The 21,957-nt window shown below is 71.6% G+C and carries 19 protein-coding genes; 16 read left to right on the top strand and 3 right to left on the bottom strand.

Translation table 11 applies throughout. The features are described 5' to 3' along the window. Positions 1 to 3: 3 nt before the first annotated feature. The 4 genes from ACH47Z_RS04255 (at position 4) to holA (ending at position 3,238) form a co-directional block, all read left to right on the top strand. On the top strand, positions 4 to 840 hold the full coding sequence (locus ACH47Z_RS04255) for an arylamine N-acetyltransferase (protein ID WP_399070278.1): 837 nt from the start codon (positions 4 to 6) through the stop codon (positions 838 to 840). Between the two features lie 126 nt (positions 841 to 966). Further along, positions 967 to 1,848, top strand: a complete 882-nt coding sequence (locus tag ACH47Z_RS04250) for a YceI family protein (RefSeq protein WP_399070276.1) — start codon at positions 967 to 969, stop codon at positions 1,846 to 1,848. Between the two features lie 41 nt (positions 1,849 to 1,889). Then, positions 1,890 to 2,135 (top strand): hypothetical protein, encoded by a 246-nt coding sequence (locus tag ACH47Z_RS04245; RefSeq protein WP_399070274.1) that lies wholly within the window; start codon positions 1,890 to 1,892, stop codon positions 2,133 to 2,135. A 113-nt stretch (positions 2,136 to 2,248) separates the two neighbouring features. After that, positions 2,249 to 3,238, top strand: coding sequence for a DNA polymerase III subunit delta (gene holA, locus ACH47Z_RS04240; RefSeq protein ID WP_399070272.1), 990 nt, complete (start codon positions 2,249 to 2,251; stop codon positions 3,236 to 3,238). Positions 3,239 to 3,428: 190 nt separating this feature from the next. On the opposite strand, the gene rpsT is transcribed toward holA, so the two are convergent. After that, positions 3,429 to 3,695: a 30S ribosomal protein S20 gene (gene rpsT / locus ACH47Z_RS04235; RefSeq protein WP_067006864.1), complete on the bottom strand. Its 267-nt coding sequence runs from the start codon at positions 3,693 to 3,695 to the stop codon at positions 3,429 to 3,431. A 226-nt stretch (positions 3,696 to 3,921) separates the two neighbouring features. On the opposite strand from rpsT, the gene lepA reads away from it, so the two are divergent. The 5 genes from lepA (at position 3,922) to ACH47Z_RS04210 (ending at position 11,799) form a co-directional block, all read left to right on the top strand. After that, the gene (gene lepA / locus ACH47Z_RS04230; RefSeq protein ID WP_399070269.1) at positions 3,922 to 5,796 is read left to right on the top strand and encodes a translation elongation factor 4; all 1,875 of its coding nucleotides are present in this window, start codon (positions 3,922 to 3,924) and stop codon (positions 5,794 to 5,796) included. Between the two features lie 272 nt (positions 5,797 to 6,068). Continuing rightward, positions 6,069 to 7,943 carry an AMP-dependent synthetase/ligase gene (locus ACH47Z_RS04225; protein ID WP_399070267.1) on the top strand — a complete coding sequence of 625 codons (1,875 nt, stop codon included), beginning with the start codon at positions 6,069 to 6,071 and terminating at the stop codon, positions 7,941 to 7,943. 98 nt (positions 7,944 to 8,041) lie between these two features. Next, positions 8,042 to 9,862, top strand: coding sequence for a SpoIIE family protein phosphatase (locus ACH47Z_RS04220; protein ID WP_399070380.1), 1,821 nt, complete (start codon positions 8,042 to 8,044; stop codon positions 9,860 to 9,862). Between the two features lie 26 nt (positions 9,863 to 9,888). After that, positions 9,889 to 11,121 (top strand): radical SAM family heme chaperone HemW, encoded by a 1,233-nt coding sequence (gene hemW / locus ACH47Z_RS04215; protein ID WP_399070265.1) that lies wholly within the window; start codon positions 9,889 to 9,891, stop codon positions 11,119 to 11,121. Positions 11,122 to 11,220: 99 nt separating this feature from the next. Then, a complete protein-coding gene (locus ACH47Z_RS04210; RefSeq protein WP_399070263.1) occupies positions 11,221 to 11,799 on the top strand; it encodes a Uma2 family endonuclease in 579 nt (192 codons plus the stop codon). Here ACH47Z_RS04210 and ACH47Z_RS04205 read toward each other — a convergent pair. Together ACH47Z_RS04205 and ACH47Z_RS04200 are read right to left on the bottom strand one after the other, a co-directional pair. Continuing rightward, a complete protein-coding gene (locus ACH47Z_RS04205) occupies positions 11,777 to 12,592 on the bottom strand; it encodes a DUF3097 domain-containing protein (RefSeq protein ID WP_399070260.1) in 816 nt (271 codons plus the stop codon). The two genes, ACH47Z_RS04210 and ACH47Z_RS04205, sit on opposite strands and share 23 nt — an antisense overlap. Positions 12,593 to 12,626: 34 nt before the next feature. Next, positions 12,627 to 13,349 (bottom strand): MBL fold metallo-hydrolase, encoded by a 723-nt coding sequence (locus ACH47Z_RS04200; protein ID WP_399070258.1) that lies wholly within the window; start codon positions 13,347 to 13,349, stop codon positions 12,627 to 12,629. Between the two features lie 170 nt (positions 13,350 to 13,519). Here ACH47Z_RS04200 and hrcA point away from each other — a divergent pair, with 170 nt between their 5' ends. The 7 genes from hrcA to ACH47Z_RS04165 all read left to right on the top strand — a co-directional run bounded on the left by hrcA (position 13,520) and on the right by ACH47Z_RS04165 (position 21,909). Beyond that, positions 13,520 to 14,536, top strand: coding sequence for a heat-inducible transcriptional repressor HrcA (gene hrcA / locus ACH47Z_RS04195; protein ID WP_399070257.1), 1,017 nt, complete (start codon positions 13,520 to 13,522; stop codon positions 14,534 to 14,536). Further along, entirely contained in the window at positions 14,537 to 15,673 is a 1,137-nt protein-coding gene (gene dnaJ / locus ACH47Z_RS04190; protein ID WP_399070255.1) for a molecular chaperone DnaJ, read from the top strand. 226 nt (positions 15,674 to 15,899) lie between these two features. Beyond that, on the top strand, positions 15,900 to 16,976 hold the full coding sequence (locus ACH47Z_RS04185) for a nitronate monooxygenase (protein ID WP_399070253.1): 1,077 nt from the start codon (positions 15,900 to 15,902) through the stop codon (positions 16,974 to 16,976). Continuing rightward, positions 16,973 to 17,710 carry a 16S rRNA (uracil(1498)-N(3))-methyltransferase gene (locus ACH47Z_RS04180; protein WP_399070251.1) on the top strand — a complete coding sequence of 246 codons (738 nt, stop codon included), beginning with the start codon at positions 16,973 to 16,975 and terminating at the stop codon, positions 17,708 to 17,710. The genes ACH47Z_RS04185 and ACH47Z_RS04180 overlap by 4 nt, the downstream gene beginning before the upstream one ends. Positions 17,711 to 17,730: 20 nt before the next feature. Next, complete coding sequence (locus ACH47Z_RS04175; protein WP_399070249.1) at positions 17,731 to 18,123, top strand: VOC family protein; 393 nt, start codon at positions 17,731 to 17,733, stop codon at positions 18,121 to 18,123. Between the two features lie 42 nt (positions 18,124 to 18,165). Then, positions 18,166 to 18,621 (top strand): hypothetical protein, encoded by a 456-nt coding sequence (locus ACH47Z_RS04170; RefSeq protein ID WP_399070247.1) that lies wholly within the window; start codon positions 18,166 to 18,168, stop codon positions 18,619 to 18,621. 45 nt (positions 18,622 to 18,666) lie between these two features. Beyond that, complete coding sequence (locus ACH47Z_RS04165; protein ID WP_399070245.1) at positions 18,667 to 21,909, top strand: S41 family peptidase; 3,243 nt, start codon at positions 18,667 to 18,669, stop codon at positions 21,907 to 21,909. Positions 21,910 to 21,957 lie beyond the last annotated feature (48 nt).

Here is a 21,957-nt window from a genome sequence, read left to right as displayed (position 1 = left end):
CGCATGAACCCACGCCAGGTCGACGCCTACCTCGACCGGATCGGGGCCGCGCGCCCACAGAGGCCCACCAGCGAGGCGCTGCGCGAGCTGCACCTGTGTCATCTGCGGACCGTCCCCTTCGAGAACCTGTCCATCCACCTCGGCGAGGAGATCGTGCTGGCGGAGGACCGGCTGCTGGACAAGGTGATCGGGGCCCGCCGGGGCGGCTTCTGCTACGAACTCAACGGCAGCTTCGGCGCGTTGCTCGCCGCGCTCGGCTACGAGGTCAAGCTCCTCGCGGCACGCGTCTACGGCGACGAGGGGCGGCTCGGCATCCCGTACGACCATCTCGCGCTGCGAGTGCGGACGGTGGAGGGGGACACCTGGCTCGTCGACGTCGGGTTCGGGGCGAACAGCCACTGTCCGCTGAGGTACGGGGAGCGCGGGGAGCAGGCCGACCCGGCCGGGGTGTTCCGGATCGTGGTCGCCGGACCGGATGCGGCGGGGGTGCGCGGCGACGGCCCGGCGGACGCCGGGGACCTGGACGTCGTACGCGACGGCGCACCGCAGTACCGGCTGGAGCCGCGGCCCCGGGTGCTCGGGGACTTCAGGGCCGGTGCCTGGTGGCACAGCACCTCGCCGCTGTCGCACTTCACAGGGTCGCTGGTGTGCTCACGGGTCGCCGAGGACGGAGGGAGGATCACGCTCAGCGGGCGCGCGCTGACGACGACGGCCGCCGACGGTACGCGCGAGACACGGGAGTTGGAGACGGACGAGGAGGTGCTGTCCGCGTACCGGGAGCGGTTCGGGATCGAGCTGGGCTGTGTTCCGACTGTGCGAAACCGGAACGCGGCCCGCTAATTCGACTCAGTTCCGGCGCATGTGCTGGATTCCCGCGATGTGGTCCCGTGTTGCCTCGAAAGCCGCATCGGTGATCGAATGAATCTTCGGCAACGGATGATGTCGAGACGTACAGGGGTGTCGTAGATGTTCGGCCGCTGGCTGGGTAACCGGACGAACCAGAAGCAACGGACGAGTTCCCTGGTGGCGGTCCAGACGCCCCCCGGTGCCGGAGTGCTCAGCTGCCGGGTGGTCGATCCGGTCAACGAGCCGGTCTCGGGCGCCGAGTGCACCGTCAGCGACACCATGGGCCGCAAGGTCATGTGCGGTGGCACGGACCCCTACGGGACGTTCATGGCGACGGTTCCGGCGGGGGAGTACCGGCTCGCCCTGTCGGCCGAGGGCTACACCCCCTACCGGACCACCGCGCTGGTCGGCGAGAACTCCCTCTCCTCGCTGGGCGACGTGACCCTCCAGGTGTCCCAGCCGCCCGAGCCGCCGGCGCCGGGCGACTGGGAGATCGAGCCCACGCACTCCTCGATCGGCTTCACCGCGCGGCACATCGGACTGGCCCGGATCCACGGACAGTTCACCTCCTTCGCCGGAGCGGTGCGGATCGGTGAGCGGGTGGAGCGGTCGGCGATGCACGTCGTGATCGACGCCGCGTCCATCGACACCGGGGTGCGGATGCGGGACGACCATCTGCGCTCGGCGGACTTCCTGGACGTGGAGCGGTTCCCGACGCTGGAGTTCTACAGCGACCGGTTCGTGCACAAGGGCGGCACCCGGTGGGCGGTCACCGGTGCGCTGTCGCTGCACGGGGTGACGCGCACGGTCACGCTCGACACCGAGTACCTCGGGCTCGGCAACGGCATGGAGGGCGAGGTCCGGGCCGCCTGCCGGGCCACCACCGAACTGCACCGGGACGACTTCACGGTCAGCTGGCAGTCCATGCTGGCGCGCGGCATCGCGGTCGTCGGGTCGAGCGTCCGGGTCGACCTCGACGTGCAGCTCGTGGCCAAGGGCTGACCTGGCGGTTCGCTTCCCGTGCGGTGCCGGAGAATGGCCGCGTGAGCGATGTGAGACATGTGCTGGTGCTGCCCGACCGGGATGCCGCCGAGGAGGCGGCCGAGGCGCTCGGCGAGCGGTTCGGCCTGGCCGAGGAGCCCCAGCTGGTCCGGGACGCCCTGGCCGGCGAGGACGACGCCGAGGACGCCCAGTGGCTGGTGGTCGTGCGGGACGAGGACGACCGGCTGGACCCGGCCGAACTGGACGCGTTCGCCGGGGAGTGGGACGGCTGGCGCGAGGAGCCGTGACCCCGACACCGATTCCGAGCCCCTGACCCCGAGACGGGCTCCGGGTCGGTTCGGGGACCGCTCAGGGTGCGCGGGACGCTTCGGTGTCAGTGCCGCGTGGGATGCTGTAAGCGATGGCCAGGAAGACTGCGAATGACGACCCTCTCGCCCCGGTGACCCTTGCCGTGGGCCAGGAGGACCTCCTGCTCGACCGTGCCGTGCAGGAGGTGGTGGCCGCCGCCAGGGCCGCCGACGCCGACACGGACGTACGCGACCTCACCCCGGACCAGTTGCAGCCCGGCACGCTTGCCGAGCTGACCAGTCCGTCGCTCTTCGCGGAGCGGAAAGTCGTGGTCGTACGCAACGCACAGGATCTTTCGGCCGACACCGTCAAGGACGTGAAGGCCTATCTGGGGTCCCCGGCCGAGGAGATCACGCTCGTGCTGCTGCACGCGGGCGGGGCCAAGGGCAAGGGCCTGCTGGACGCCGCGCGCAAGGCGGGGGCGCGGGAGGTGGCCTGCCCGAAGATGACCAAGCCGGCGGACCGGCTGGCCTTCGTGCGGCAGGAGTTCCGGGCGGTCGGGCGGTCGGCGACGCCCGAGGCGTGCCAGGTGCTGTGCGACGCCATCGGCAGCGATCTGCGCGAGCTGGCCTCGGCGGTGTCCCAGTTGGTCGCCGACGTGGAGGGGACGATCGACGAGGCGGTCGTCGGGCGGTACTACACCGGGCGGGCCGAGGCCTCCAGCTTCACGGTCGCCGACCGGGCCGTGGAGGGGCGTACGGCGGAGGCACTGGAGGCGCTGCGCTGGTCGCTGGCGACCGGGGTGGCGCCGGTGATGATCACCAGCGCGCTGGCGCAGGGCGTGCGGGCCATCGGAAAGCTCTCCTCCGCACGCGGGGGGCGGCCGGCGGACCTGGCTCGTGAGCTGGGGATGCCGCCGTGGAAGATCGACCGGGTGCGGCAGCAGATGAGGGGGTGGACGCCGGATGGAGTGGCCGTCGCGATGCGGGCTGTCGCCGAGGCCGACGCCGGGGTGAAGGGGGGCGGGGACGATCCCGAGTACGCGCTGGAGAAAGCGGTCGTGACCATCGCGCGTGCCGCCCGGTCGCGCGGGCGCGGGTAGGCGCCCGACACACCAAGAACCCCGCCACCCGCCCTGGGGAAGGGAAAGGTGTCGGGGTCCTGGGTTCAATCTGGTGAGCCCGTACCCGCGTGGCGAACGCAGGCCGCGTACAGGCTCGGGAGTGCCGGACGGGAGCGGATGAGAGAGGGCCCGCTCTGGGTCCTTCCGGCGGTCAGATCAAAGGGAAAGCTCAGCCCTTGAGGGACGTGACCTTGGAAGCAAGCGCCGACTTCTTGTTGGCGGCCTGGTTCTTGTGGATGACGCCCTTGGAGACGGCCTTGTCGAGCGCACGCGCGGCAGCGCGCTGCAGCTCGGTGGCCTTCTCGACGTCACCCGCGGCAGCGGCCTCGCGGGCCTTGCGGATCGCGGTCTTCAGGGAGGACTTGACGGCCTTGTTGCGCAGCCGAGCCTTCTCGTTGGTCTTGATCCGCTTGATCTGGGACTTGATGTTCGCCACGAAGGAGCCTTTTCAGGTTCTGGTGCGGGGCCGCACGGGTCCCGTACCGGTGATCCAAAATTTCTCTGACGTGCCTCGCGCCGAGAGGGCATGAGGCACAGCCATCTACAGTACCAGCGGCCCTGGTGGCGGCCCAAAACGGTCCCCGGTCCCTCCGCGTGGGACCATGGAGACTACGTATCGATCCGACCCGAGGCATAAGGCGCCTCAAGAGACAGGACCCTGCGTGCCCGCGACCCCTAACCATGTGCCCGAGCCGAGCCGTACCGCCCCGGCTCTGATCCGCAATTTCTGCATCATCGCGCACATCGACCACGGCAAGTCCACGCTCGCCGACCGGATGCTCCAGCTGACCGGTGTGGTCGAGCAGCGGCAGATGCGTGCTCAGTACCTCGACCGGATGGACATCGAGCGCGAGCGCGGCATCACGATCAAGTCCCAGGCGGTGCGTCTGCCCTGGGCCCCCACCGAGGGCCCCGACCAGGGCACGACCCACATCCTCAACATGATCGACACCCCGGGGCACGTCGACTTCACCTACGAGGTCTCGCGGTCGCTGGCCGCCTGCGAGGGGACCATCCTCCTCGTCGACGCCGCCCAGGGCATCGAGGCGCAGACCCTCGCCAACCTCTACCTGGCGATGGAGAACGACCTCACGATCATCCCCGTGCTGAACAAGATCGACCTCCCGGCCGCCCAGCCGGAGAAGTTCGCCGAGGAGCTGGCGAACCTGGTCGGCTGCGACCCGGAGGACGTCCTCAAGGTCTCCGCCAAGACCGGTCTCGGCGTCGACGCGCTGCTGAACAAGGTCGTCAAGGAGATCCCGGCGCCGGTCGGTGTCGCCGACGCGCCCGCCCGCGCGATGATCTTCGACTCCGTCTACGACTCCTACCGCGGTGTCGTGACGTACGTCCGTGTCATCGACGGCCAGCTCAACAAGCGCGAGCGCATCAAGATGATGTCCACCGGCGCCACCCACGAACTGCTGGAGATCGGCACCAACTCGCCCGAGATGCTCCCGGCCGACGGCCTCGGCGTCGGCGAGGTGGGCTACCTGATCACCGGCGTGAAGGACGTCCGCCAGTCCAAGGTCGGTGACACCGTCACCAGCCAGGTCAAGGGCGCCACGGAGGCCCTCGGCGGCTACAAGGACCCGAAGCCGATGGTCTTCTCGGGTCTGTATCCGCTCGACGGCTCCGACTACCCGGAGCTGCGCGAGGCCCTCGACAAGCTGCAGCTCAACGACGCCGCGCTGGTCTACGAGCCGGAGACCTCCGCCGCCCTCGGCTTCGGCTTCCGCGTCGGCTTCCTCGGCCTGCTGCACCTGGACGTGATCCGGGAGCGGCTGGAGCGCGAGTTCGGGCTCGACCTCATCGCCACCGCGCCCAACGTGGTCTACCGCGTGGTCATGGAGGACCGCAGCGAGCACATCGTCACCAACCCGAGCGAGTTCCCCGAGGGGAAGATCGGCGAGGTGTACGAGCCGGTCGTGCGCGCCACCATCCTGGCGCCCACCGAGTTCATCGGTTCGATCATGGAGCTGTGCCAGACCCGGCGCGGCACCCTGCTCGGCATGGACTACCTCTCCGAGGACCGGGTCGAGATCCGCTACACCCTCCCGCTCGCGGAGATCGTCTTCGACTTCTTCGACCAGCTGAAGTCCAAGACGCGCGGCTACGCCTCCCTCGACTACGAGCCCACCGGCGAGCAGACCTCCAGCCTGGTCAAGGTCGACATCCTGCTGCACGGTGACAAGGTGGACGCCTTCTCGGCGATCACCCACAAGGACGCCGCGTACGCGTACGGGGTGCGGCTCGTCGCCAAGCTGCGCGAGCTCATCCCGCGGCAGGCCTTCGAGGTGCCGATCCAGGCCGCCATCGGCTCCCGGGTCATCGCCCGCGAGACCATCCGCGCCATCCGCAAGGACGTCCTCGCCAAGTGCTACGGCGGTGACATCTCCCGTAAGCGGAAGCTGCTGGAGAAGCAGAAGGAAGGCAAGAAGCGGATGAAGATGGTGGGTTCCGTGGAGGTTCCGCAGGAGGCCTTCATCGCCGTCCTCTCCAGCGATGACAGCGCGGGGTCGGCCAAGGGCAAGAAGTAACCAGCGGTAACAACGGGTTACGTCCGCAAACCGGGCATGAAGGGGCTCGCCGTGCGAAAGCGCGGCGGGCCCCTACGCGTGCGTAGCGTCGCTCTGCGTGGACCGTCCCGGGAAACAGACAGGCCGATGCCCCTTACGCAGCGGCCGGTCGCGGCTTACTCTGATCCCTGCTCGATAGTTACTCGCGAGTTAAACAACAAGCGTGAGCCCCACCGTGAGTCAACCCAGCCGCACGTGAGCCAGCCGCACCGTCGCGGGCCCCGGAGGATGTCGTGAGCGACACACAGACCCTGATCGAGAACCGTCCGCCGTCCGTGGCGGCCCTCTTCCTGGAGCGCGTGGCGGCCACACCGGAGGCCGAGGCCTACCGCTATCCGGTGCCCGCCGCCTCCGGTCAGGGCCCCGACGAATGGAAGTCGCTGAGCTGGGCCCAGGCGGCCGAGCGGGTGTACGCGATCGCGGCCGGACTCATCGAACTGGGCCTGGAGCCCGAGCAGCGGGTGGCGCTCGCCTCGTCCACCCGCGCCGAGTGGATCCTCGCCGACCTCGGCATCATGTGCGCGGGCGGTGCGACGACCACCATCTACCCGCAGACCAACGCCGACGAGTCGGCCTTCATCCTCTCCGACTCCGAGAGCCGGGTGCTGATCGCCGAGGACGCCGCCCAGGTCGCCAAGGCCGTCGAGAAGCGCGCCGAGCTGCCCGAGCTGACCAAGGTCGTCGTCATCGACCCGGCCGGCGTCGAGACGGACGACTGGGTGACCACCCTCGCCGAGCTGGAGCAGCGCGGCGCCGCCTACCTGGAGACCCACCCCGAGCTGATCAAGGAGCGGGTCGGCGCGATCACCAAGGGCCAGCTCGCCACCCTCATCTACACCTCCGGCACCACTGGCCGCCCCAAGGGCGTCAGGCTCCCGCACGACAACTGGGCGTACATGGCGAAGGCGATCGCCGCGACCGGCCTGATCAGCGGCGAGGACGTGCAGTACCTGTGGCTGCCGCTCGCCCACGTTTTCGGCAAGGTCCTCACCTCCGGGCAGATCGAGGTCGGGCACGTCACCGCCGTCGACGGCCGCGTGGACAAGATCATCGAGAACCTGCCAGTGGTGCAGCCGACGTACATGGCGGCCGTGCCGCGCATCTTCGAGAAGGTCTACAACGGCGTCGCCGCCAAGGCCCGCGAGGGCGGCCCGGCCAAGTACAAGATCTTCCAGTGGGCCGCCGAGGTCTCCCGCGAGTACGCCAAGGTCAGCCAGGACAACTTCCGTCGCACCGGCAACCACGCCGTGCCCTTCGGCCTGGCCGCCAAGCACAAGGTCGCCGACACCCTCGTCTACGCCAAGCTCCGCGAGGCCTTCGGCGGCCGGCTGCGCGCCTGCGTCTCCGGCGCCTCCGCGCTCTCCCCCGAGATCGGCTACTTCTTCGCCGGCGCCGGCATCCACATCCTGGAGGGCTACGGCCTCACCGAGTCCTCCGCGGCCTCCTTCGTCAACCCCGGCGAGGCCTACCGCACCGGCACGGTCGGCAAGCCGCTGCCCGGCACCGAGGTGCGCATCGCCGACGACGGCGAGATCCTGCTGCGCGGCCCCGGGATCATGGAGGGCTACCACGGGCTGCCCGAGAAGAGCGCCGAGGTGCTGGAGTCCGACGGCTGGTTCCACACCGGCGACATCGGCGAGCTGTCGCCCGACGGCTATCTGCGCATCACCGACCGCAAGAAGGACCTCATCAAGACCTCCGGCGGCAAGTACGTCGCCCCGGCCGAGGTCGAGGGCCAGTTCAAGGCGGTCTGCCCGTACGTCTCCAACATCCTGGTGCACGGCGCCGACCGGAACTACTGCACCGCCCTCATCGCCCTCGACGAGATCGCCATCCTGGACTGGGCGAAGGAGAACGGGCTGGAGGGCAAGCCGTACGCCGAGATCGTCGCGGCGCCGCAGACCGTCGAGATGGTCGACGGGTATGTGCGGCAGCTCAACTCCGGGCTCCAGAAGTGGCAGACGATCAAGAAGTTCCGGCTGCTGCCCAGGGATCTCGACGTCGAGCACGGTGAGATCACGCCGAGCCTGAAGCTGAAGCGGCCCGTCGTGGAGCGGGAGTACAAGCACCTCATCGACGAGATGTACGCCGGGACGAGGGAGAAGTAGCGCGACAGTCACGGGCGTTCAAAAGTCGCCCCATTCTGGCCACTTCGATAACCCAGCGCGTCTGATCGCCCCCTGTCTGTCACCCTGGCCGCATGGACATGGCGGCCATACCCACGCAGCGGGAGAGCGAGCCCCGGCCCCGGGAGGGGCGGGGGCGGGCCGTGCTGCCCGGGAGTCCGCTGGCGCCCGGGGCGGCCCGGGCGCTGGTGCGGACCGCGCTGGGGCAGGTGCCCGAGGTCTCGCCCCGGCTGGTCGACGATGCCATGGCCGTCGTCAGTGAGCTGGTCACCAACGCCGTCGTGCACGCCGGTACGGATGTGGAGGTCGACTGGCGGACGGAGGAGACCGGCGCGTTCGTCGTGGAGGTGCGCGACCGGCATCCCTCGCGCCCCCCGCGCGACTCCGTCCGCGGCGAGGGGTCGTACGACGCGCACGAGCACGGGCGCGGGCTGCGGCTGGTCGCCACCCTCGCCGAGTCCTGGGGCGTGACGTACCGCGCCGGGACCAAGACCGTCTGGGCGCGGCTGCCCCCGGGCGGTGTCGACGACCCCGACGGACCGGCCCCCGGTCCCGCCCTGGAGGTCGCCGAGGATCTGGCCCCGCAGCCGCTGCGGGGCGACGGCGACGCCGACTGGCTCGGCCGGGGCGCGCTGTCCTTCCTGGCCGAGGCCTCCGACCTGCTCGCCGGACAGCTGGACGAGGGCCTCGTCACCGCCCTCACCGGCCAGCTCCTCGTGCCCCGGCTCGCCGACTGGTGCGCGGTGTGGCTGGAGGACGAGGCGAGCGCGCGCGGCGGCGCCGGCGGCGGGCCCGCCCGGGTCTGGCACACCTGCGAGGCCCGCGTCGAGGAACTGCACCGCACCCTCGAGAAGGAGCCGCCCGCCCGGAGCGACGGACCGCGCTCCGGCCCCGTGCCGTACCCCTGGCCCGGCGACGCGCTCGGCCCGCGCGGCGCCGACGGCACGGCGCTGGCGTACCGGCTGATCGCGGGCGGCCGGCCGCTCGGCACGCTGGTCATCGGCCGGTGCGGGCCCGCCGGGTTCCCCGACGAGGTCACCGGGCTCGTCGAGGACCTCGGCCGACGGGTGGCGCTCGCCATCGGCGCGGCCCGCCAGTACGCCCGCCAGGCCACGATCAGCGCCGTACTGCAACGCGGTCTGCTGCCCGGCGCGGTCGCCGAGATCCCCGGGATGACCAGCGCCCTCGTCTACGAGCCCTGCGACACGGGCGGACCCAGCGGCGACTTCTACGACGTGTTCCCCGCGGGTGACGGCCGCTGGTGCTTCGCCGTGGGCGACGTCCAGGGCAAGGGCCCGGAGGCGGCGGTCGTGATCGGCCTCGCCCGGCCCTGGCTCCGCCTCCTCGCCCGCGAGGGCTACCGCGTCGCCGACGTCCTCGACCGCCTCAACCAGCTCCTCCTGGACGACGCCACCGAGGCCGCCGACGCCGCCGCCCGCGCGCTGGTGGCGGTGGGCGGCCGCCCCGTGGCCGCAGGGGACGGCCCGCAGACCCGCTTCCTGTCCCTTCTGTACGGCGAGCTCACCCCCCACGAGGCCGGGGTCCGCTGCACGCTCGCCTCCGCCGGGCATCCGCTGCCGCTCGTCCTCGCCCCCGACGGCACGGTGCGTACGGCGGCCCGGCCGCAGACCCTGCTCGGCGTGATCGAGGACGAGACCTACACCAGCGAGACCCTCGAGCTGCGGCCCGGCGACAGCCTGCTGTGCGTCACCGACGGGGTGACCGAGCGGCGCTGCGGCTCCCGCCAGTTCGACGACGGCGACGGGCTCGCCCACGCCCTGTCCGGCTGCGCGGGCCTGAGCGCCGAGCGGATCGCGGACAGGATCCGCCGCCTGGTGCACGACTTCGGCGGCGGCCAGCCCGAGGACGATCTGGCGCTGCTGGTGCTCCAGGCCGAGTAACCGTCGTCGTACGGGACAATGGGGACATGCCTTCCGCACTCCCCGACGGCGAGCCCGTCCCCGCCGACGGCGCGCTTCCCGCGTCCGCGCTCGCCGGGGCCGCCGAGCGCCCCCTCGGCTTCTATCTGCACGTGCCGTACTGCGCGACCCGTTGCGGTTACTGCGACTTCAACACCTACACCGCGACCGAGCTGCGCGGCACGGGCGGGGTGCTGGCGTCCCGCGACAACTACGCGGACACCCTGACGGACGAGATCCGCCTCGCCCGGAAGGTGCTCGGCGACGACCCGCGCGAGGTCCGTACGGTCTTCGTCGGGGGCGGTACGCCGACGCTGCTGGCCGCCGAGGATCTCGTACGGATGCTGGGCGCGATCCGCGACGAGTTCGGCCTGGCGGCGGACGCGGAGGTGACGACGGAGGCGAACCCGGAGTCGGTGGACCCCGCGTACCTGTCGACGCTCCGGGAGGGCGGCTTCAACCGGATCTCCTTCGGCATGCAGAGCGCCAGGCAGCACGTGCTGAGGATCCTCGACCGGACCCACACCCCGGGCCGCCCCGAGGCGTGTGTGGCGGAGGCGAAGGCCGCGGGCTTCGAGCACGTCAACCTCGACCTGATCTACGGCACGCCGGGGGAGAGCGACGACGACTGGCGGGCCTCGCTGGAGGCGGCGATCGGCGCCGGGCCGGATCACATCAGCGCGTATGCCCTGATCGTCGAGGAGGGCACGCAGCTGGCTCGTCGTATCCGCCGGGGCGAGGTCCCGATGACCGACGACGACGTGCACGCCGACCGCTACCTGATCGCGGAGTCGGCGCTGTCGGAGGCGGGCTTCGACTGGTACGAGGTCTCCAACTGGGCCACCTCGGAGGCGGGCCGCTGCCTGCACAACGAGCTGTACTGGCGGGGGGCCGACTGGTGGGGGGCCGGTCCCGGGGCGCACTCGCACGTGGGTGGGGTGCGCTGGTGGAACGTCAAGCATCCCGGGGCGTACGCGGCGGCTCTCGCCTCCGGCCGCTCACCGGGGGCTGGCCGCGAGCTGCTGTCGGAGGAGGACCGGCGGGTGGAGCGGATCCTGCTGGAGCTGCGGCTGCGGGAGGGGGTTCCGCTGTCCCTGCTGAAGGAGGAGGGTCTGGCGGCTTCCCGGCGGGCGCTGGGGGAGGGGCTGCTCCAGGAAGGGCCGTACGAGGAGGGTCGGGCCGTGCTGACGCTGCGGGGGCGGTTGTTGGCGGATGCGGTGGTACGGGACCTGGTGGACTGATCACTCCGGCGAGTGCATCGCCCCGGAACTCCGGTTCGGTCCCTAACCTGGTTCGTAGGCTGCCGCTGACAGGACGCGGTGGACGTGGAGGCCACGGAGATGACCGTTGTGGACGAGCGTGGAATGGCTAAGTACCTCGACCAGTTCGAGCCTCCCGAGGGCGTCAAAGCTGAGCTTCTCCGGGGGGTAATCGTGATGATGGCCAGCCCCGATCTGGTGCACAACCTGATCGTGCTGCACACCGTACGGCAGATTCCGATGGACCGCTGGTATCCCATCCAGACCCAGGACGTCGACATTGTCGGAGAGGAGAGTGTGCCTATCCCGGACCTGATTGTCGCGGCGCCGGACGTGCTGCCCACCTCGGGGCATCTGCTGCCGTCAGGATTGGTCACGGCGGTCGTCGAGGTCGTCTCCAAGTCCAGCGTCCACCAGGACTACGTGGTCAAGCGCTCCATCTACGCGGCAGGAAAGATCCCCGCCTACCTCATCCTGGACCCGATCATGGCGCACTGCGTCCTGCTGACGAAGCCTGCGGGCCAGGGCGAGGACGCCGACTATCAGAGCCAGGAGATCGTCAAGTTCGGCGATCCGATCCCGCTGGAGATTCTGGGACTCGAACTGGACACCACCGAGTTCGGAACCTTCCCCAACGTCAGGCCCCACCGCTACCCGTGACGAAGTCGATCAGCTCCTCCACCCGCCCCAGCAGCTCCGGCTCCAGGTCCTTGTAGGAGCCCACCCGCTTCAGGATCGCCTGCCACACCGCCCCGGTGTTCTCAGAGGGCCAGCCCAGGGCGCGGCACACGCCCGTCTTCCAGTCCTGGCCGTGCGGGACCCTGGGCCACCCCGCGATCCCCAGGGACGACGGCTTCACCGCCGCCCAGATGTCGATGTACGGGTGGCCGACGACCAGCGCGTGTTCGCTCGTCACCGACTCGGCGATCCGCCACTCCTTCGTGCCCGGCACCAGGTGGTCCACGAGCACTCCCAACCGCGCGTCCGGTCCCGGCGCGAAGTCCGCGACGATCGACGGCAGATCGTCCACGCCCTCCAGGTACTCCACCACCACGCCCTCGACGCGCAGGTCGTCGCCCCAGACCTTCTCGACCAGTTCGGCGTCGTGCCGGCCCTCGACATAAATGCGGCCGGCGCGAGCTACACGCGCGCGTGCGCCGGGGACGGCGAGCGAGCCGGAGGCGGTACGGGCGGGTCGTACCGGACCAGCGGACGACGGTCGTACGAGCGTCACGACCCTGCCCTCCAGCAGGAAGCCGCGTGGCTCCAGTGGGAACACCCTGTGCTTGCCGAAGCGGTCCTCCAGGGTCACCGTGCCCGCCTCGCAGCGGATCACCGCCCCGCAGAAGCCGGTGCCGGGCTCCTCCACCACCAGGCCCGGCTCCGCCGGTACCTCCGGCGCAGGCTGCTGCTTCTTCCACGGCGGGGTCAGATCGGCGGAGTACTGGCGCATTCGGATGACCATAGGAGAAGTCACCTCCCCTCGCTCACGACACGCCGAAACGGGTCGCCAGCCGATCGCGTTGCCGGCGTACGAACCCCGCGTCCACCACCGCTCCGTGACCCGGCACGTACAGAGCGTCCTCACCGCCCAGCGACAGGAGCCGGTCGAGGGCGTCGGGCCAGCGGGACGGGACCGCGTCCGGGCCCGCCTGGGGTTCGCCGGACTCCTCGACCAGGTCGCCGCAGAAGACCACCTCCCGGTCGCCGGGGACGAGGACCGCCAGGTCGTTCGCCGTGTGACCCGGGCCCACGTTGGCCAGCAGGGCCTGGCGGGCGCCGCCCAGGTCCAGCGTCCACTCGCCGGAGACCTGGTGGCCGGGCGGCACCAGGGCGTCCGCCGCCTCGTCGGCCTCCCGCACCGGCAGACCGTTTCTGATCGCGTCCAGGCGCAGCTCCTCGCGCTCGTGGGTGATCACCGCGTCCACACCGACCGCCGCGTAGATCTCCGTCCCGGCGAACGCCGGCGCCCCGAAGACGTGGTCGAAATGGGGGTGTGTGAGCGCGAGATGGGTCACACGGCCGCCGGCCAGTTCCTCCGCCTGCGCCCGCAGCCGCGCGCCTTCGGCCAGACTCGAGCCGGCGTCCACCATGAGCGCCGTACCCTCGCCGAGGACCAGTCCCACAGTGCAGTCCCAGCCGGGCAGCCGACACCGGCCCACCCCGGCGGCCAGCCGCTCCCAGCCCAGCTCTTCCCAAGTCACCGTCATACCGCGACGCTAGCCTCACGAGCTGCCGGGACCGCACCGACCTTGCCCTGGGTGTACCCGACAGCCGTACACTGGGGCCGGGAATGCTGGCACTCGCATGGGAAGAGTGCCAGGCGGCCGGCCCGACGGACGAGCGGGGCGAGGGGACGACGTGCTGGAGGTGCGCGCGCATGCTGAGTGAACGCAGGCTTCAGGTGCTGCGCGCCATCGTCCAGGACTACGTCGGGACCGAGGAGCCGGTCGGGTCGAAGGCCCTGACCGAGCGGCACAACCTCGGGGTGTCCCCGGCGACCGTCCGCAACGACATGGCGGCCCTGGAGGACGAGGGGTTCATCGCCCAGCCGCACACCAGCGCCGGGCGGATCCCCACCGACAAGGGCTACCGGCTGTTCGTCGACAAGCTCGCGGGCGTGAAGCCGATGACGGCCCCCGAGCGACGGGCCATCCAGAACTTCCTCGAGGGCGCCGTCGATCTCGACGACGTCGTGGCCCGTACCGTACGGCTGCTCGCGCAGCTCACGCGGCAGGTCGCCGTCGTGCAGTACCCGTCCCTGACCCGGTCCACCGTCCGGCACGTGGAGCTGCTCTCGCTCGCCCCGGCGCGCGTGATGCTCGTGCTGATCACGGACACCGGCCGGGTCGAGCAGCGGATGGTGGACTGCCCGGCGCCGTTCGGCGAGGCCTCGCTGGCGGATCTGCGGGCGCGGCTGAACAGCAGGGTCGCGGGCCGCCGGTTCACGGACGTGCCGAGGCTGGTCGAGGACCTGCCGGAGGCTTTCGACCCCGAGGACCGCGGTACGGTCTCTATTGTGCTCTCCACTCTGCTGGAGACACTGGTCGAGGAGAACGAGGAGCGGCTGATGATCGGCGGCACCGCCAATCTCACCCGCTTCGGGCATGACTTTCCCCTCATGATCCGGCCGGTGCTCGAGGCGCTGGAGGAGCAGGTCGTGCTCCTCAAGCTGCTCGGCGAGGCGAAGGATCCGGGCGTGACCGTGCGCATCGGGCACGAGAACGCCCACGAGGGACTCAACTCCACCTCCGTCGTGTCGGTCGGCTACGGTTCGGGCGGCGAGGCGGTTGCCAAGCTCGGCGTGGTCGGACCGACCCGCATGGACTACCCGGGAACGATGGGAGCGGTACGCGCAGTGGCACGGTACGTCGGACAGATCCTGGCGGAGTCGTAAGTGGCCACGGACTACTACGCCGTTCTCGGCGTGCGCCGCGACGCGTCGCAGGATGAGATCAAGAAGGCGTTCCGTCGGCTCGCGCGCGAGCTGCACCCGGACGTCAACCCGGATCCGAAGACCCAGGAGCGGTTCAAGGAGATCAACGCCGCTTACGAGGTGCTGTCGGACCCGCAGAAGAAGCAGGTCTACGACCTCGGCGGCGACCCGCTCTCCGCGGCGGGCGGTGCGGGCGCGGGCGGTTTCGGGGCCGGTGGCTTCGGCAACTTCTCCGACATCATGGACGCGTTCTTCGGTACGGCGTCGCAGCGCGGGCCGCGCTCGCGCACCCGGCGCGGCCAGGACGCGATGATCCGCATCGAGGTCGAGCTGGACGAGGCGGCCTTCGGGACCACCAAGGACATCCAGGTCGACACCGCGGTCGTCTGCAACACCTGTAACGGTGAGGGCGCGGCGCCCGGTACGACCGCTCAGACGTGTGACATGTGCCGCGGCCGCGGTGAGGTGTCCCAGGTCACGCGGTCCTTCCTCGGTCAGGTCATGACCTCGCGGCCCTGCCCCCAGTGCCAGGGCTTCGGCACCGTCGTGCCGACCCCGTGCCCGGAGTGCGCCGGAGACGGCCGGGTCCGCTCACGGCGGACGCTGACCGTGAAGATCCCGGCCGGTGTCGACAACGGCACCCGGATCCAGCTCGCCGGTGAGGGCGAGGTCGGGCCGGGCGGCGGTCCCGCCGGTGACCTGTACGTCGAGATCCACGAGCTGCCGCACCCGATGTTCCAGCGGCGTGGTGACGACCTGCACTGCACGGTCACGATCCCGATGACCGCGGCCGCGCTCGGTACGAAGGTCCCGCTGGAGACCCTGGACGGCATGGAGGAGGTCGACATCCGGCCCGGCACCCAGTCCGGCCAGTCGATCCCGCTGCACAACCGGGGCGTCACGCATCTGCGCGGCGGCGGCCGGGGCGACCTGATCGTCCACGTCGAGGTACAGACCCCGACCAAGCTGGACCCCGAGCAGGAGCGGCTGCTGCGCGAGCTGGCCAAGCTGCGCGGCGAGGAGCGACCGCAGGGGCAGTTCCAGCCGGGGCAGCAGGGGTTGTTCTCGCGGCTGAAGGACGCGTTCAACGGGCGCTGACGCGCGGTGCTGCGGGGCGGCCGGGGGTCCGGGGGTTGGCCCCCCGGGCAGACACAGTCAGCCGGGGCAGCAGGGGTTGTTCTCGCGGCTGAAGGACGCGTTCAACGGGCGCTGAGCCATCGGCGGACAGGGGCGTACGGGGTGCACCGACACCCTGTATGCCCCTGTCCTATGCCATGGGAAGCCCGGATTCGGACTTGTTCGGAGGACGTGACAACATGCGGTCATGTCCTCCGCGCTGACCGATCTCTTCCCCCACCCGATCGTGCAGGCCCCCATGGCGGGCGGTGTCTCCGTCCCGCAGCTCGCCGCCGCCGTCTCCGAGGCCGGTGGTCTCGGGTTCCTCGCCGCCGGTTACAAGACCGCCGACGGGATGTACCAGGAGATCAAGCAGCTGAGGGGGCTCACGAGCCGGCCGTTCGGCGTGAACGTGTTCATGCCGCAGCCCGAGTACGCCGAGTCGGGCGCCGTCGAGATCTACGCCCACCAGCTGGCCGGCGAGGCCGCCTGGTACGAGACCGAGCTGGGCGACCCCGACAGCGGCCGGGACGACGGCTACGACGCCAAGCTCGCCGTACTCCTCGACAACCCGGTGCCGGTCGTCTCCTTCCACTTCGGCGTGCCGGGCCGCGACGTCCTCGACCGGCTGCGCCGGGCCGGCACCGTCACCCTGGTCACCGCCACCACCGCCGAGGAGGCCCGCGCGGTCGAGCGGGCCGGGGCGGACGCGGTGATCGCGCAGGGCGTGGAGGCCGGCGGTCATCAGGGGACGCACCGGGACCTGCCCGAGAACGACGGCTCCGGAACAGGCCTGCTGTCGCTGGTCGCGCAGCTCCGCGAGGCCGTGGGCATCCCGATCGTCGCCGCCGGCGGCATCATGCGCGGCAGTCAGATCGCCGCCGTCCTCGCGGCGGGCGCGAGCGCGGCCCAGCTGGGCACCGCCTTCCTCGCCACCCCCGAGTCCGGCGCCCACGCCCTGCACAAGCAGGCGCTGACCAACCCCCTGTTCGCACGCACCGAGTTGACCCGCGCCTTCTCCGGCCGGCCGGCGCGCGGACTGGTCAACCGCTTCCTGCGCGAGCACGGCCCGTACGCCCCCGCCGCCTACCCGGAGATCCACCACCTCACCTCGCCGCTGCGCAAGGCCGCCGCCAAGGCCGGGGACGCGCAGGGCATGGCACTGTGGGCGGGCCAGGGCCACCGGCTCGCCCGGGAGCAGCCGGCCGGGGAGCTGGTGGAGGTACTGGCGGCCGAACTCGCCGCCGCCCGGACAGCGTTGTCGGCCGGGGGTGACGGGCGATGACGGCACCGGTCTTCGTCGTCGACCAACTCGAGCGCGTGGGGCCGGAGTTCGTGCTCGAGGGCGCCGAGGGGCGGCACGCCGTGTCCGTGAAGCGGCTGCGCCCGGGTGAGGACGTGGTCCTCACCGACGGATACGGCCGCTGGGCCGAGGGCGTCGTCAAGGCCGCCGAGGGCAAGGACCGCCTCGTCGTGACGGTGGCGTCGGTCCACGAGGAGCCGGCCGTGGCCCCGCGTATCACCGTCGTCCAGGCCCTCCCCAAGGGTGACCGGGGCGAGGTCGCCGTCGAGACGATGACCGAGGTCGGCGTCGACGCGATCGTGCCCTGGCAGGCGTCGCGCTGCATCACCCAGTGGAAGGGCGAGCGCGGGCTGAAGGCGCTCGGCAAGTGGCGGGCCACCGCCCGCGAGGCCGGCAAGCAGTCCCGCCGGGTCCGCTTCCCGGAGGTCGCGGACGCGGCAACGACCAAGCAGGTCGGGGCACTTCTGGCCACGGCCGACTTCGCCGCCGTACTCCACGAGAGCGGCGAGGAGCGCCTCGCCACCGCCGAACTCCCCACGGACGGCGAGATCGTGCTGGTCGTCGGTCCCGAAGGGGGCGTCTCCCCGGAGGAGTTGGCGCTGTTCGCGGGGGCGGGTGCGAAGCCGTACGTCCTCGGCCCTACTGTGTTGCGTACATCCACCGCCGGTACCGCCGCCGCGGCCCTGCTGCTGGGCCGCACCGGCCGCTGGTCCTGACACACCTGGGGGGGAACACCGTGGAACTCGCCCAAGTCCGGCTCCTGGTCACCGACTTCGCCGCGTGCTACCGCTTCTACGCCGACGTCCTCGGCCTGAAGCCGCAGTCCGGCGCGACCGAGGGCCCGTACGAGAAGTTCAGCCCCCACGTGGGCTCCGCCGGGATCGCCCTGCAGGACCGGGTGATGATGGCCGAGATCCTGGACGAGCTGGGCGAGACGGCAACCGGCCACCGCTCCCTGGTCGTCCTGCGGGTCGACGACCTCGACGCCTACGTCTCGGAGATCACCTCCCGAGGCGCGGTCCTGGTTCACGGCCCGGCCCCCATGACCGAGCGCATGCGCGTGGCCCACCTCAAGGACCCGGAGGGCAACCTGGTGGAACTCCAGCAGTGGCTGCTGCTGCGGGGCTGACGGCTGAGCACCTCGCGGCGCCGGCCGCACATCAAACACGCCTTGGTCGGCTGTCAGCCCAGCGATCTCAACTCCTCCACCGCCGCCTGCACCACCGGTACGACCGCGACCGCCGCGCTGAAACGGCAGCATGTGGACGTCGGTTGGCTCTCCTGTACCGGCGGATGCGGCAAGGGGGCCTCGGCCGGCGGGACGCCGTCGCCGACCGAGACCACCGTCGTCTCCGTCCACTGTCAGGGGGAGACCAAGGACCGGCGGAAGATCGTCGTCGCCGGGGTGGTCACCAAGGCCGTCGACGGGGCCTGTGTGCGGGGGGACTTGACCGGCAGGGTCGGCGGGCGGCAGGTGTTCCATGTCAGCGGGCTCGGCGACTGCGATGCGACGGCCGTGCCCGGGCCCACCCACGAGCAGCCCACCGTCACGGTCACCGTCACACCAACCAGAGCCTCCCCTCCCCGCAAGGGCGACCCCACCTGCTGGCCCGCCCGGGGCAAGTGATCGAAACCCGGGCGGGGCGCGCCGGTCGCTGCGTACAGTGATGGGGTGACTCAGGGTGCTTCGACGGGCTATCTCCGATTCCCCCATCTGCGCGGCGACTTGATCGCGTTCGTCGCCGAGGACGACGTATGGCTCGCGCCCCTCGACGGCGGCCGCGCCTGGCGGGTCAGTGCCGACAACCGGCCCGTGACCCAGCCCCGGATATCCCCGGACGGGCGGTTCCTCGCCTGGACCTCCACCCGGGACGGCGCGCCCGAGGTGCATGTCGCCCCCGTCGACGGCGGCCCCGCCGAGCGGCTGACGTACTGGGGCAACCGCGCCACCGAGGTGCGCGGTTGGACCGCCGACGGACGCGTGCTCGCGCTCGGTGCGCAGGGCCGACCCAGTTCCCGTCACACCTGGGCGTACGCCGTCCCGCTGGACGGCGGCCCCGCCGAGATGCTGCCGTACGGCCCGGTCGGCGACGTGGCGTTCGGGCCGGCCACCGTGCTGCTGTCCGCGCCGATGGGCCTCGAGGCCGCGTACTGGAAGCGCTACCGGGGCGGTACGGCGGGCAAGCTGTGGATCGACCGGGAGGGGAGCGGGGAGTTCGTCCGGCTGCACGAGGACGTCGACGGGAACATCGAGTGTCCGGTGTGGGCGGGGACGGGGGTCCCCCCGCTCGAGCGAAGCCGAGAGTGGGGGAGGATCGCCTTTCTCTCCGACCACGAGGGCACCGGCGCCCTGTACTCCTCCCTCGCCGACGGCTCCGACCTGCGCCGCCACACGCCCCTCGAAGGCTTCTACGCCCGGCACGCGGCCGGTGACGGCACCCGGGTCGTCTACAGCGCGGCCGGTGAACTGTGGCTCCTGGACGACCTGGAGGGCGCCGAGCCGCGCCGGCTGGACGTGCGACTCGGCGGGCCTCGCGTCGATCTGCGGCCCCGTCCGGTCGACGCCACCCGTTGGTTCGGCGCGGCCTCCCCCGATCACACCGCGCGCGGCAGCGCCGTGTGCGTACGCGGCGGGATCCACTGGGTCACCCACCGCTCCGGTCCCGCCCGCGCCCTCGCCGCCACCCCCGGCGTCCGCTCCCGGAAGCCGCGCACCTTCCGTGCCGAGGGCGAGCAGTGGGTGGTGTGGGTGACGGACGCCGAGGGCGACGACGCCCTGGAGTTCGCCCCCGCGTCCGGCAACGTCCCCGGCGCCACCCCGCGCCGCCTCGCCGCCGGACAGCTCGGCCGGGTGCTGGAGCTGGCCGTGGCACCCGACGGCAGCCGGGCCGCCGTGGCCGCGCACGACGGCCGGCTGCTGCTGGTCGAGCGGGAGACCGGCGAGGTCCGCGAGGTCGACCGCTGCGACGACGGCGAGGTGGGCGGCCTCGCCTTCTCGCCCGACTCCGCCTGGCTCGCCTGGTCCCACCCCGGCCCCCGCCCGCTCTCCCAGCTCCGCCTCGCCCACACCACCGACCTGTCCGTCACCGAGGCGACCCCGCTCCGCTTCATGGACTACGCCCCCGCCTTCACCCTCGACGGCAAACACCTGGCGTTCCTGTCCAACCGCGCCTTCGACCCGGTCTACGACGAGCACGTCTTCGACCTGGCCTTCGTGGTCGGCGCCCGCCCGCACCTGATCACCCTGGCCGCCACCACCCCCTCGCCGTTCGGCCCGCAACGCCACGGCCGCCCCTTCGAGACCCCGGACAAGGACGAGACCCCCGACAGCGAGGGCACCCCCGCCACCCGCATCGACCTCGAGGGCCTCGCCGACCGCATCGTCCCCTTCCCGGTGGAAGCCGGCCGGTACGACACCCTCCGCGCCGCCAAGGACGGCGTCCTCTGGCTGCGCCACCCCGTGCACGGCGTCCTCGGCAGCGCCCGCGCCCACCCCGAGGACCCCGACCCGCACACCGAGCTGGAGCGCTACGACCTCGCCCAGCGGCGCCTGGAGCATCTCGCCTCCGACGCGGACCACTTCGAGGTCAGCGGCGACGGCAAACGCGTCCTGCTGTGGAGCGACGGCCGGCTCCGGGTCGTCCCCAGCGACCGCCGTACCGGCACCGACGACGACGGCGACAACAGCGTCACCGTCGACCTCGCCCGCGTCCGGCAGACCCTCGACCCGGCCGCCGAGTGGCGCCAGATGTACGACGAGACCGGCCGCCTCATGCGCGACCACTTCTGGCGCCCCGACCTGGGCGGCGCCGACTGGACGGGCGTCCTCGCCCGCTACCGCCCCCTCCTCTCCCGCCTGGCCACCCACAGCGACCTGACCGACCTCCTGTGGGAGGTGCAGGGCGAACTCGGCACCTCGCACGCCTACGTCGTCCCCTCCGGCGGCCGCGGCCGCGGCCGCGGCGCCCGGCACGGACTGCTCGGCGCCGACATCTCCCGCCATCCGGACGGCAGTTGGCGCGTCGACCGCATCCTCCCTTCGGAGACCTCCGACCCCGAAGCCCGCTCCCCGCTCGCCGCCCCCGGCGTCGCCGTCCGCCCGGGAGACGCGATCATCGCGGTGGCCGGCCACTCCGTCGACCCGGTCACGGGCCCCGGCCCGCTCCTCGTCGGCACGGCGGGCCACCCGGTGGAACTGACCATCTCCCCGGCGGGCGGCGGCGAACCCCGCCACACGGTCGTCGTCCCCATCGCCGACGAGGAACCCCTGCGCTACCACGACTGGGTCACAGGCCGCCGCGCCCACGTCCACACGGCCTCCGGCGGCCGCCTCGGCTACCTCCACATCCCCGACATGCAGGCCCCCGGCTGGGCCCAGATCCACCGGGACCTGCGTGTCGAGGTCGCCCGCGAGGGCCTGGTGGTCGACGTCCGCGAGAACCGCGGCGGCCACACCTCCCAGCTCGTGGTCGAGAAACTGGCCCGCCGTGTCATCGGCTGGGACGTCCCCCGCGGCATGCGCCCCACCAGCTACCCCCTCGACGCCCCGCGCGGCCCGGTCGTCGCCGTCGCCGACGAGTTCTCCGGCTCCGACGGCGACATCGTCAACGCGGCGATCAAGGCCCTCGGCATCGGCCCGGTCGTCGGCACCCGTACCTGGGGCGGAGTGATCGGCATCGACAGCCGCTACCACCTGATCGACGGCACCCTCGTCACTCAGCCGAAGTACGCGATGTGGCTGGAGGGTTACGGCTGGGACGTGGAGAACCGCGGGGTGGAGCCGGATGTGGAGGTCGTGCAGAGGCCACAGGACTGGGTGGCGGGGAGGGACGTCCAGCTGGACGAGGCGATCCGACTCGCGCTGGAGGCACTCGAGGAGCGGCCCGCGAAAACTCCGCCGGGAATGCGCACCTGATACGACTACGATGCACCGGTACTGATCACCAGCGTGGAGGAGGCACAC

This window comes from Streptomyces sp. NPDC020192 (assembly GCF_044388685.1).
Classification (GTDB): Bacteria; Actinomycetota; Actinomycetes; order Streptomycetales; family Streptomycetaceae; genus Streptomyces.
Note: the sequence above shows the minus strand (reverse complement) of the source record. Positions and strands in the feature narration are given on the sequence as shown.